Genomic DNA, 11,821 nt, shown 5'->3' on the forward strand with positions numbered 1-11,821 from the left:
TCAGCGCAGCAGCGGCCGCAATGCGACGAGCCCCAGCAGCGGCCCGGCGGCCAGCCACGGCAGCAGCGCGCCCAGTGGCACGTCGGGCAGCAGCGACACGAAGAGCTGGATGCTGACGATGGACAGCGCGAAGCCCAGGCTGTTGGTCAGCGTCAGCACGCTGCCCACGGCCTGCGGCGGCGCGTTGACGGCGGTGAGCGCCGAGAATTGCGGTGAGTCGCCGGCCACGGTGATGCCCCAGAGCACCAGCCAGGCGTAGAACACCGCGTCCGGCGCCGCCAGCATCCAGGGCGCGGCCAGACAGCACAGCCCGCTGCTGGCCAGCTGCACGCCGGCCACGCGGGCGCTGCCGACGCGCTGCGCCACGCGCCCGCCCAGCGCGCAGCCCAGCGCGCCGGCACCGAGCGCGGCAAAGGCCGTCCACGACAGCGCCGCCCCCTGCAGCCGGGTGGCGACGATGAAGGGCAGCAGCACCCACATCGCGTAGAGCTCCCACATGTGGCCAAAGTAGCCGAGCACCGAGGCGCGCACCTTGCGGTCGGTCCAGACCGCGCCCAGCGCGCGCCACTGCAGCGTGCTCACGCGTGCCGGTGCGTGGTGCGGCTCAGGCACGGCGAGCATCACCAAGGCCCCGGCGGCCAGCGACCCCATGGCGATGGCGACGAACACCGCCTCCCAGGGCCAGCCGCCGGCGCTGACCGTCAGCGCGCGCAAGGCATGCGGCAGCGCACTGCCCAGCACCAGCGCGCCCACCAGCCAGCCCAGCGCCGCGCCCAGGCCACGCGGGAACCACTGGGCGGCGATCTTCATGCCCACCGGGTAGATGCCGGCCAGGCAAAAACCGGTGAGGGCGCGCCAGGCGAACAGGGCCTCGAAGTGGTCGGCGCTGGCCAGCGCGGCCATCGTGCAGAGGGCGCTGGCGAGCGCGCAGGCCAGGAAGACGCGGCGGGCCGGGAAGCGGTCGGCCACCGCCCCCAGCGCAAACAGCAGGGTGCCGGCGATGAACCCCAGCTGCACGGCCGCGGTCAGCGGCCCCACGGCCTCGGCGGCCCAGCCGTTGGCGCGCTGCAGTTCCGGCATCACCGCGTTGACGGCGAACCAGGGCGACACCCCCAGGAACTGCGCCGCCACCAGTGCCGGCAGCACGCGGGCCGGCGCGCTCACGCTGGACATCCGGCGGGTGGGGTGGGCTGGATCGGTGTCAAGGCAGAACGGACGTCTGGCACAGCCCGTCAGCCTAACGCCTGCCGCGCCCTGCCTAGCCCCGGCGCAACCCTTGACGCCACACCCTTGTGCAGCGCGCGGCCGCGGCGTAGGCTGCCTTCACCGTCCACATCCTGCCCGCCCGGGTCGCTGGCCACGACGGGCCCACGCTGAAGGAGACCCTCATGCCAAGCCCATCCCCGAGCGCCGGCGCCCCCACGGCCGTTGGCACCGCCGACATCCGCACGCTGGCGCTCGTCGGCCCCGCGGCCGCCGGCAAGACCCTGCTCGCCGAGGCGCTGTTGCAGGCCGCCGGCGTCATCGGCAGCCTCGGCTCGCTGGAACGCGGCGGCACCGTCAGCGACCACGACCCGGTGGAAAAGCGCATGCAGCACTCACTCAACAGCGCGCTGATGCACCTGGACCACGCTGGCTGCCGCATCCACCTGATCGACACCCCCGGAGCGCCGGACTTCCTGGGCCAGGCGCTGCCGGCGCTGGAGGCGGTGGAGACCGCCGCCATCGTCATCAACGCCTCCACCGGCATCGAGCCGATGGCCCAGCGCATGATGGACTACGCCGCCGAGCGCCAGCTCGACCGGCTCATCATCGTCAACCGCATCGACGCCGCCGGCGCCGACCTGCCGGCGCTGCTGGCGCAGATCCAGGCCACCTTCGGCCGCGAATGCCTGCCGCTGAACCTGCCCGACGAAGGCGCCAGCAAGGTCGTCGACTGCTTCTACAACCGTGACGGCCACAGCGACTTCGGTGCCGTGTCCGATGCGCACCGCGCGCTGGTGGAGCAGGTGGTGGAGGTGGATGGCGACTTCGTCGAGCGCTACCTCAACGACGGCGACGTCGACGCCTCGGAGCTGCATGCACCGCTGGAACAGGCGCTGCGCGAGGGCCACCTGATCCCGGTGGTGTTCACCAGCGCCCGCACCGGTGCCGGCGTGGCCGAACTGCTGGACGTGATCGTCAGGCTGCTGCCCAACCCCACCGAGAGCAACCCGCCGGACTTCCTCAACGGCGAAGGGCCCGATGCGGTGCCGATGCACGCCGACCCCGACGCGAGCAGGCACGTGCTGGCCCACGTGTTCAAGGTCACGGTGGACCCCTACGTCGGCAAGATGGGCATCTTCCGCGTCTGGCAGGGCACGGTCACCCGCGACAGCCAGCTCTACATCGGCGACGGCCGCAAGCCCTTCAAGGTGGGCCACCTGTTCATGATGCAGGGCAAGGACCACGTGGAGGTGGCGCAGGCCGTGCCGGGCGACATCGTGGCGGTGGCCAAGGTGGACGACATCCACTTCGACGCCGTGCTGCACGACGCGGCCGAGGACGACCACATCCACCTCAAGCCGCTGGCCTTCCCGGAGCCGGTGCACGGGCTGGCGATCAAGCCCAAGCGCCACGGCGACGAGCAGCGCATGTGGGAGGTGCTGGGCAAGCTGGTGGCCGAAGACCCGTGCCTGAAGCTGGAGCACGTGGCCAGCACCAACCAGACGGTGATGTACGGGCTGGGCGAGCTGCACCTGCGGGTGCTGCTGGAGCGGCTGCGCGAGCTGCACCGCTTCGAGGTCGACACGGAGCCGCCGCGCATCGCCTACCGCGAGACCATCACCGCGCCGGCCGAGGGCCACCACCGGCACAAGAAACAGAGCGGCGGCGCCGGCCAGTTCGGCGAGGTCTTCCTGCGCGTGGAGCCGTTGCCGCGCGGCGCCGGGTTCGAGTTCGTCGACGCGGTCAAGGGCGGCGTGATCCCGGGGCAGTTCATTCCTGCGGTGGAGAAGGGCGTGCGCGAGGTGCTGGCCGCGGGCGCCATCTCCGGCCACCCGGTGGTGGACGTGAAGGTCACGGTCTACGACGGCAAGCACCACAGCGTGGACAGCAAGGAGATCGCGTTCGTGACCGCGGCGCGCAAGGCCTTCATGGTGGCGGTGCGCGAGGCGCGGCCCATCGTGCTGGAGCCCATCGTGCAGGTGGAGATCACGGCGCCGGAAGGTGCGCTGGGCGACATCACCGGCGACCTGGCCGCGCGCCGCGGCATGGTGGCTGGCACCGGGCAGGCGTCCAACGGCGATGCGCTGGTGCGCGGCCAGGCACCGCTGTCGGAGCTGCTGGACTACCAGAACCGGCTCAACGCGCTCACCGCTGGCCAGGGCCGGTACACGATCGCGATGTCGCACTACGAGGCGGTGCCACCGACCGTGCAACACCAGCTGGTCAGCGCCTTCCGGCCGCACGAGGACGACTGACCGCGCGTGAACGATGCCGCACCGGCTGCACGCCGGTGCGGCGTGCATGCCCCTTCGGCGTGCCCGGGCATTCGGGAAAAGGGCAGAATCCGCGCCGTCGAAAGGGGAGTAGCCGGCCGCCCCCAGCGGTCGCGGCCCCCCGTCAATACGGCACGCGGCTCACGTCGCGGCCCGGGACCGCAAGGGCGCCCTGCCCTCGCAAGACCTTTCGGCATGAACCTCCACTCATGCCGAAGGAGTGTCCGTGGACACGATCGCGCCAACCTGGCTCTGGGCCTTTTTCGTCGTCACCGTCGTGGTGGCGCTGTTCATCGACTTCGTCGTGCTCAAGAAGCAGGGCGCGCACGAGGTGTCGGTCAAGGAGGCGATCAACTGGTCGCTCGTCTGGGTGGCCGCCAGCTTCGCCTTCAACGGCCTGTTCTGGTGGGCCGTCATGCAGGACCATGGCACCGCGGTGGCCAACACCAAGGCGCTGGAGTTCCTGACCGGCTACCTCATCGAGAAGAGCCTGGCGGTCGACAACATCTTCGTCTTCCTGATGATCTTCACCTACTTCGCGGTGCCGCCGGCGTACCAGAAGCGGGTGCTGATGATCGGCATCATCGGTGCCATCGTGCTGCGCACGGTGATGATCCTGCTCGGCTCGTGGCTGATCGCGCACTTCCACTGGATCCTGTACGTCTTCGGCGCCTTCCTCGTCGTCACTGGCATCAAGATGTGGTGGGCCGCCGGCCAGGAGCCCAGCCTCGACGACAACCCGGCGCTCAAGCTGCTCAAGCGCGTGATGCCGGTGAGCAAGCACTTCAACGGCGAGCGCTTCTTCACGGTGGAGAACGGCAAGCGCATCGCCACACCGCTGCTGTTGGTGGTGGCGCTGGTGGGCGTGACCGACGTGATCTTCGCGGTGGATTCCATCCCCGCCATCTTCGCCATCACGACCGACCCGTTCATCGTGCTCACGTCGAACGTGTTTGCCATCCTGGGTCTGCGCGCGATGTACTTCCTGCTGCAGGCGGTGGCGGCCAAGTTCCACCTGCTCAGCTACGGGCTGGCGGTGATCCTGGTCTTCATCGGCACCAAGATGATGCTGATCGACGTGGTCAAGATCCCGGTGATGGCGTCGCTGGGCGTGGTGGCCGGCATCCTGGCGCTGACGATGTGGTGGTCGGTGCGCACCGCGCCGAAGATCGACACCAGCCGCAGCCACGCGCAAGGCGCCGACGCTACTCCTTGACCGGCAGGCCCTTGGCCGCCTGCTGGGCGCGCCACGCCTCCAACTGCGCCAGCCAGGGCTTCCAGTCCTTCGGGCCGGTCTCGAAGCGTGTCTTCAGGCCGGCCAGCACGTTGTCCCAGGCGCGGTCGAAGTAGGTGTACGCCTGGTCCCATTCGCCGCCGTCGCCCCAGCCAGTGTGGTGCAGCGTCACGCGCGTGCTGCGGTCGTCCACCGGGTGCAGGCGCACGATCACGAAGGTGCGCTGCTGGCGCGCCTGGGGCAGCGACGGCGGCGCGTTCCAGTCGAAGCTCAGCATGCGCTTGGGCTGGAGGGCGAGGATGCGCATGTCGTCGGCGCCCCGCTGGCCGGGTTCGGCACCGGGGTCGAAGTAGACGCGGTAGGCGCCGCCCACGCGCGGTTCGATCTCGGCGCCTGGGGCGAAGAAGCTGGTGACACCACTGGTGGTGGTCCAGGCCTGCCACACGGCGTCGACGCCGGCGGGCACGACCACGGACTTGTCCAGCGCCCGTTCGGCAGCCGCCGCAGGCAGGCAGCAAACCGCGGCTACCGCCGCCGCCGAAGCAGCGGCCTTCCATGCAAGGCTCATCGTCGTTCCTCGGTTGCGAAGTCTTCATCTTAGGCCGGCGCAACGCAGATTTATCATCCGCCCATGCTCCATGCCAGCCCTGACCCTGCGGTCATCGCGCAGGTGCGCTTCGAGAACGCGCTGGCCCTGTTCGACGAGTTCGTGCACGCGACCGTCCGCCACCCCGATGCCGCTGCCCTGCGCGGCCTCGAGCGGCGCTTTGCCGAACACGTGCTGATCCAGCCCAGCTACTGGAGCCAGATCAAGAGCCGCTCGCGGCAGATCGGCGAGCGGCTCGCCCGCCAGTTCGAGCAGCGCTGCCGCAAGCCCATCGGCTGGATGGACGTGCCGCACGGCGATGGCTCACCGCCCGCCGTGATGCCCCCGGAAGGCGACGAACCACCGCCGACCAGCAGCCAGCCGCGCGACGACGACGAGCGCTTCATCGTCGGCCTGGTGCTCACGTACTACCGTCGCCACCCGCAGAAGGCGCGCTCGCGCCTGCTGGACCTGCTGGGCGAGGTGCTGACCACGCCCCCGCCCACGGCCAGCCCGCCGCCGCCGCCCGCGCCCGACGACGATCAGGCGCTGTGGCTCAAGAGCCGGTCGGGTGTTGCGCCCTTGAAACGCGGGCGTCCCTGAATCAGGGGATATCGTTGCGCAGATGCGCAAGGACACTTGCGCTTGAGCGAAGAGGCTTTATCATGTGATCAACGTCTGGCCGCCGGCCCGACGTCTTTCCCCGGAGTTGTCCGAACGTGTTCCTGATCCACCTTCCCGCAGATGCTGCGTGCCCGCGGACACGCAGCGTGGGCGAGGTGTCTCCCGGGCCTCGAAGGCCAGGCTGAGGATCTGCGATCCCGGCTCACTCCTTCGACGGCCCGGTGGCACCCGCCCCGGGCCGTTTGACTTTCCGCCACCGCGACGAGGAGTGACCCCGATGAAGCAGACCCTGAACCCGTGCAAGCCCCGCCACCCGTTTGCCCTCGCGGCACACCGGTGCAAGGGCGGCGCCCACCGACGCAGCGCCTCCGGCCTGCGTCAGCGTGCCGCACGCGAACTGCGGGCCGAACTGGCCCGACCCAGCCCCTGAACCCGACACGGCCTGCGCGACTGCTGCGCGCCGGCCCGGAGACACGATCATGGAAAAGACCCTGAGCTGGCACGTCAGCGTGCCCCCTGGCGGCGCCCGACGCCGTCTTGCGCGCGGCCTGCGCCTCGCTGGCCGTGCCCTGGCCTACTGGGCGCGCCGCGTGGCGCCGCAGGAACCCCGGCCCACCGGTGATCCGGTGCTGGAGTTCTACGCCGAGGCCGGCGCGCCGGAAGGTGCGCTGTACGTCGACGGCCGCCTCGTGGCCGTGCTGCCCGGCGTGACGCGGCTCTGATGCCGCCGCCGGCCTGCAGGCGGGTCCTGGCCTGACGCCAGGGCCCGCCCGCACTGCAGTTTCCCGGCGGATGGCCGATATCCGGGGCACGAGGTTCCGTCGATGACCCTGCCCCCGCCACCGTTCCTGACCCGGCCCGAGCGCGACCTGCGCGGCTGGATGGCCCGCTTCGATCCGGATGCGCTGCCGGTGCTGGCCGAGACGGCGGTGATGCTGGAGACCTGGCGGGCGAACGAGGACGCGGTCGATGCGCACCTGATGACCCAGACGATCGTGCGCGATCCCCTGATGACGCTGAAGCTGTTCGCGCAGGTGGCACGCACGACCCGCCGACGGAGCTGGGACGACGCGCGGGGTGACGCGGAGACGGTGACGGCCGCGCTGGTCATGCTGGGCATCGGGCCGTTCTTCCGCCATTTTGGTCCGCAGGCCGTGGCCGAGTCCTGGCTCTGCACCACGCCGGGTGCGCTGGACGGCTTCATGGCCGTGCTGGAGCGTTCACGCCGGGCCGCGGCCTTCGCGCTGGCCTTCGCGGTTCATCGGCTCGACCACGACGCCGCGGTGCTCCACGAAGCGGCGCTGCTGCACGACTTCGCCGAACTGTTGCTGTGGCTGCAGGCACCGACGCTGGCGCAGGCGGTGGCGCATCGCCTGCGCACGGAGCCCGGCCTGCGCAGCCTGCAGGCCCAGCAGGAACTGCTCAACATCGCCCTGCCGGACCTGCAACACGCGCTGATGGAGGCCTGGCGGCTGCCGTCCCTGCTGGTGCGGGCCACCGACGACCGGCACCTGGAAGACCCGCAGGTGCGCAACGTGACGCTGGCCATCCGCGTGGCCCGACACAGCGCACACGGCTGGGACGACGCGGCTTTGCCAGACGATGTGCGCGACATCGCCGACTTCCTGCACCTGAGTGAGGAGCCGACGCGCCGGCTGCTGCACGAGATCGACACGGCCGACGTCGACTGACGGCCGCTGCGTCCCGGGCGCTCAGGCGAAGGACAGCACGCCCATGATGCCCAGGACCACCAGCAGGTAGCGCAGGCCCTTGCCGACGGCGATCCACGCCAGGCTCTGCCACAGCGGCATGCGCAGCCAGCCCGCAGCCAGCACGAGGGCGTCGCCCACCAGCGGCAGCACCGAGAGCACGAGTGCCGGCGTGCCCCAGCGGCGCAGGCGCCGGACCTGCGGGCCGTCCATGTCGACCTTCACGTTCTGGAAGCGCTCATAGCCCTGGCGCCCGGCGTGGCCCATGCCGAAGGTCAACAGGCAGCCCAGCAGGTTGCCCGCCAGCGCCACCGCGAATCCGGGCCAGGCCTGGTCGGGATAGGCCGTGATCAGTGCCGTCAACACGACCTCGCTGGACCCGGGCAGGATGGTGGCCGACAGGAAGGCGGAGCCGAACAGGCCCCACAGGCCCATTTCCGGCGTGGCCCAGGATTGCAGCCATTGAGAGATCGTGTGCAGCCAGTCGAGCATCGTGGCGCGGATTGTCGCTGCTCGCGACGGCGTTTCAGAACGCCAGCGCCGTGGTGCCCTTCACACGCTGGAGGACGAAGCTGGTCTTGCAGTCCTGCACGCTGGGGTGCTTGAGCAGCGACTCCATGATGAAGCGCGAGTAGTGGTCCATGTCGCGCACCACCACGCGCAGCAGGAAATCCATCTCGCCGGTGAGCGCACTGCACTCCACCACTTCCGGCCACGTCTGCACCGAGGCGGCGAAGAGGTCCATCGGGTTGCGCTTGTGGCTCTCGGTGTGCTTTTCGAGGCGGACGTTGATGTAGGCCGTGAGCCCGAGCCCCACACGCACGGGGTCGACCAGCGCCACATAGCCGGCGATGACACCCGCGTCCTCCAGGCGGCGCACCCGGCGCAGCGCCGCGCTGGCCGACAGGCCCACGGCCTGTGCCAGCTCGTCGTACGTGCAGCGCCCTTGGGACTGCAGCACCTGAAGGATGCGCCGATCGATGGCGTCAAGCTCGGGTTCGATGGCCATGGGCGTGATTGTGCAGGGATCACGCGTCTTGACGGTGATCAAGGCCGGATTGCGCAGACTTCCTGCGCCGGTTCGGGTCTACAGTGCGTGCCACCGCGCACAGGAGACCAAGATATGCAGTCCACCCCGTGGGAAAACCCGATGGGCACGGATGGCTTCGAGTTCATCGAATATGCCGCGCCGGACCCCGCCGAGATGGGGCGGCTCTTCGAGCGCATGGGCTTCCGGGCCATCGCCAGGCACCGCCACAAGAACGTGACGCTGTACCGGCAAGGGGGCATCAATTTCATCGTCAACGCGGAGCCGGACTCGTTCGCCCAGCGCTTCGCGCGGCTGCATGGGCCGAGCATCTGCGCCATCGCGTTCCGCGTGCAGGATGCCAAGGCTGCGTACGAGCGCGCCGTCTCGCTCGGCGCCTGGGGGTATGCCGGTCAGGCCGGGCCGGGCGAGTTGAACATCCCGGCGATCAAGGGGATCGGTGATTCGCTGATCTACCTGGTGGACAGGTGGCGCGGCAAGGGCGGCGCCAAAGAGGGTGACATCGGCAACATCGGTTTCTTCGACGTCGATTTCGAGCCGCTGCTCGGCGCTTCGCTGGCGCCGGCAGGGCTGGGGCTGACCTACATCGACCATCTGACCCACAACGTGCACCGTGGCCGGATGGGCGAGTGGGCCGACTTCTACGAGCGCATCTTCAACTTCCGCGAGGTGCGCTACTTCGACATCGAGGGCCAGGTCACGGGGGTGAAGAGCAAGGCGATGACCAGCCCCTGCGGACAGATCCGGATCCCGATCAACGAAGAAGGCAACGAGACGCCCGGGCAGATCCAGGAGTACCTGGACCGCTACCGGGGTGAAGGCATCCAGCACATCGCGCTGGGCTCCGGTGACCTGTTGCAGACCGTCGACGGCCTGCGCGCCAATGGGGTCACATTGCTGGACACCATCGACACCTACTACGAGCTGATCGACAAGCGCATCCCCGGGCACGGGGAGGACGTGGCGGCGCTGCGGACGCGCAAGATCCTCGTTGACGGCAAGGCTGGGGAACTGCTGCTGCAGATCTTCAGCGAGAACCAGCTGGGGCCGATCTTCTTCGAGTTCATCCAGCGCAAGGGTGACCAGGGATTCGGTGAAGGCAACTTCAAGGCGCTGTTCGAGAGCATGGAGCTGGATCAGATGCGCCGGGGTGTGCTGGCGCCATCCTGAGTTGCTCCTGGAGCAGGTTCCAGGCGACCGGGTGATCGACCATGGCCACGTGTGGCGTGCCGGGCAGGTGGACGGTCCTGGTGCCGGACAGGGTAGCCGTTGAGGCCGGGAAGACGATGTTGTCGCAATGGCTGTACACACAGGTGACGCGGGCACGGGTGGCCGGCTGTTCGGCGGCCTGCAGTTCGTGAAGCCAGTCTGAGCCCACGCGCATCTGTTGGGCGTTCTGGGTCGTGCCCAGTGTGGCCAGGCGGGTGCCGTGGTGGGGTGAACCCAGCGTGATCAGGTGATGGAGGTCGTCGGGCGCCCGGTCGATCCACCAGCGCCGCACCGCCAGGCCACCCATGCTGTGTGCGACGACGATGGGCGGGTGACCCGTGACTTTCCGCATTCGAACGATGGCGGCATCGATGACGGGAGCGTAGGCGTCGATGCTTCCGAATGCTGGTGCAAGGTCCACCGCTATGAACGGGATCCTGGCGTGGGTCAGCCGGCTTAGCCATGGGTTCCAGAGGCCGCGGTTGCAGAAGTAGCCGTGAACCAGGACCACCCCGCGCGCGCTGGGGGCTCCCGCGGGCAGGTGGTCTTTCCACATGCCGTGGCGCAGCGGTTGGCGCCAGAAGAAGACCTTGGGCGCGTGTAGCGACTCCTGCCACCAGGCGGCCACGACGTCACGCAACCCGGCCCGTGGCGCCGTGTCGCGTTGGTTCGTCCAGTGCATGGCCATGAATTCGCCGGCGAGAACGAACCCGTGTCCAACGAGCAAGGCAGCGACCAGGGTCACTGCCGCATAGCCGGGTATCCATTCGAGTGGCCAGGCCACCAGCGTGCCCGCCAGCGCTGCGATCCACAGGACCAGGAGGACCCGTTGCAACTTCGCGATCATCGTGTGGATGCCCTGTGATTCAGGACCACGGAGCGGGCCGGGGCATCATCGCGGTATGAGTGGAGATGCGACAGCAATTCTCGGGCATCTGGATTCGGTGTCCGCGATTCGAGCGAAGGTCGCCCGCGAGCCGGTTCTTGCCGTGCGCCTTGACGGCGTCAAGTCTTTCCAGCATGCGCGGTTTGCGGGCACGTACAGGGACCTCCTGTCCGATCCGACTTACACCGGCGCGGCGCGCTTCTTCCTGGAGGAGCTCTACGGCCCGCATGATTTCACGGCGCGGGATGCTCAGTTTGCGCGCATCGTACCGGCGCTGGTCCGTCTGTTCCCTGGCGAGGTCGTCGTGACGGTGCGGGAGCTGTCCGAGTTGCACGCACTGGCGGAGCGGCTCGACCTCGAGATGGCCCATGCACTTGTCGCGGAGACAGGCTTGGATGGCCGGCGGTATCGCGCTGCATGGCGCCAGGTCGGACAGGCGAGTCACCGGGCGCAGCAGATCTCCTTGATGCTGGACATTGGAGGGGCCTTGTCGCGGTTCACCAGGAACCGCTGGCTTCGCCATTCTTTGCGCATGATGCGAGGACCGGCGCGCGCAGCCGGGCTGGGCGCACTGCAGCAGTTTCTGGAGGCGGGTTTCGATACCTTTGCCGCACTTGCCTCTCCGGCTCTGTTTCTGGAGACGATCGCCGTGCGTGAACACAAGATCGCCGACGTGTTGTTTGATCCTGAAGAGACGCTTCGGCTACCTGCCGAATTCGACACGCTCGACTTTGTCTTTGATGCGTGACGTTCGACGATTCGCAGCAGTGGAGATTCGGAAAAACAACCCACGGAAAAGTAAAAAGCCCGGACCATGAGGCCCGGGCTTTTCGCATAAATAGCCTGACAATGTCCTACTTTCACACGGGAATCCGCACTATCATCGGCGCTAAGGCGTTTCACTGTCCTGTTCGGGATGGGAAGGAGTGGGACCACCTTGCTATGGTCATCAGGCTTGACTGGTTGCCGCCCCGCCATCTGGCGTTGCGACCAATTCACAGAGTTTGAATCAGCTTGATTGCGTCTCTTGCGGCATAACTGAACCC

General features: G+C 68.6%; 13 protein-coding genes and 1 rRNA gene. 8 read left to right on the forward strand and 6 right to left on the reverse strand.

Going from position 1 to position 11,821, the window contains the following annotated elements:
• Entirely contained in the window at positions 1–1,173 is a 1,173-nt protein-coding gene (locus ENE75_RS07710) for an MFS transporter (protein ID WP_128197506.1), read from the reverse strand.
• A 215-nt stretch (positions 1,174–1,388) separates the two neighbouring features.
• Between ENE75_RS07710 and fusA the strand changes: the two genes are divergently transcribed.
• Entirely contained in the window at positions 1,389–3,461 is a 2,073-nt protein-coding gene (gene fusA / locus ENE75_RS07715) for an elongation factor G (RefSeq protein ID WP_128197508.1), read from the forward strand.
• A 244-nt stretch (positions 3,462–3,705) separates the two neighbouring features.
• A complete protein-coding gene (locus ENE75_RS07720) occupies positions 3,706–4,695 on the forward strand; it encodes a TerC family protein (protein WP_128197510.1) in 990 nt (329 codons plus the stop codon).
• On the opposite strand, the gene ENE75_RS07725 is transcribed toward ENE75_RS07720, so the two are convergent.
• Complete coding sequence (locus ENE75_RS07725; RefSeq protein ID WP_128197513.1) at positions 4,685–5,281, reverse strand: SRPBCC family protein; 597 nt, start codon at positions 5,279–5,281, stop codon at positions 4,685–4,687. The genes ENE75_RS07720 and ENE75_RS07725 overlap by 11 nt on opposite strands.
• A 63-nt stretch (positions 5,282–5,344) precedes the next feature.
• Here ENE75_RS07725 and ENE75_RS07730 point away from each other — a divergent pair, with 63 nt between their 5' ends.
• From ENE75_RS07730 to ENE75_RS07740, 4 genes are all read left to right on the forward strand, one after another.
• The gene (locus tag ENE75_RS07730; protein ID WP_233258981.1) at positions 5,345–5,902 is read left to right on the forward strand and encodes a hypothetical protein; all 558 of its coding nucleotides are present in this window, start codon (positions 5,345–5,347) and stop codon (positions 5,900–5,902) included.
• Between the two features lie 298 nt (positions 5,903–6,200).
• Positions 6,201–6,353: a hypothetical protein gene (locus ENE75_RS25070; protein ID WP_199232240.1), complete on the forward strand. Its 153-nt coding sequence runs from the start codon at positions 6,201–6,203 to the stop codon at positions 6,351–6,353.
• 49 nt (positions 6,354–6,402) lie between these two features.
• Complete coding sequence (locus tag ENE75_RS07735; RefSeq protein ID WP_128197515.1) at positions 6,403–6,645, forward strand: hypothetical protein; 243 nt, start codon at positions 6,403–6,405, stop codon at positions 6,643–6,645.
• A gap of 102 nt (positions 6,646–6,747) precedes the next feature.
• Positions 6,748–7,614: an HDOD domain-containing protein gene (locus tag ENE75_RS07740; RefSeq protein ID WP_128197517.1), complete on the forward strand. Its 867-nt coding sequence runs from the start codon at positions 6,748–6,750 to the stop codon at positions 7,612–7,614.
• Between the two features lie 21 nt (positions 7,615–7,635).
• On the opposite strand, the gene ENE75_RS07745 is transcribed toward ENE75_RS07740, so the two are convergent.
• Positions 7,636–8,124, reverse strand: a complete 489-nt coding sequence (locus tag ENE75_RS07745; RefSeq protein WP_199232241.1) for a YqaA family protein — start codon at positions 8,122–8,124, stop codon at positions 7,636–7,638.
• 34 nt (positions 8,125–8,158) lie between these two features.
• Positions 8,159–8,641 (reverse strand): Lrp/AsnC family transcriptional regulator, encoded by a 483-nt coding sequence (locus ENE75_RS07750; RefSeq protein WP_128197519.1) that lies wholly within the window; start codon positions 8,639–8,641, stop codon positions 8,159–8,161.
• Between the two features lie 114 nt (positions 8,642–8,755).
• Here ENE75_RS07750 and hppD point away from each other — a divergent pair, with 114 nt between their 5' ends.
• Positions 8,756–9,850 carry a 4-hydroxyphenylpyruvate dioxygenase gene (gene hppD / locus ENE75_RS07755; RefSeq protein ID WP_128197522.1) on the forward strand — a complete coding sequence of 365 codons (1,095 nt, stop codon included), beginning with the start codon at positions 8,756–8,758 and terminating at the stop codon, positions 9,848–9,850.
• Here the strand turns inward: hppD and ENE75_RS07760 are convergent.
• Positions 9,786–10,736 carry an esterase/lipase family protein gene (locus tag ENE75_RS07760; RefSeq protein WP_128197524.1) on the reverse strand — a complete coding sequence of 317 codons (951 nt, stop codon included), beginning with the start codon at positions 10,734–10,736 and terminating at the stop codon, positions 9,786–9,788. The genes hppD and ENE75_RS07760 overlap by 65 nt on opposite strands.
• Before the next feature lie 55 nt (positions 10,737–10,791).
• On the opposite strand from ENE75_RS07760, the gene ENE75_RS07765 reads away from it, so the two are divergent.
• Positions 10,792–11,523: a DUF8198 family protein gene (locus tag ENE75_RS07765; protein WP_199232242.1), complete on the forward strand. Its 732-nt coding sequence runs from the start codon at positions 10,792–10,794 to the stop codon at positions 11,521–11,523.
• Positions 11,524–11,616: 93 nt separating this feature from the next.
• Here the strand turns inward: ENE75_RS07765 and rrf are convergent.
• A 5S ribosomal RNA gene (rrf, locus tag ENE75_RS07770) occupies positions 11,617–11,729 on the reverse strand.
• Between the last annotated feature and the right edge of the window lie 92 nt (positions 11,730–11,821).

Source organism: Rubrivivax albus (assembly GCF_004016515.1).
Classification (GTDB): Bacteria; Pseudomonadota; Gammaproteobacteria; order Burkholderiales; family Burkholderiaceae_C; genus Rubrivivax; species Rubrivivax albus.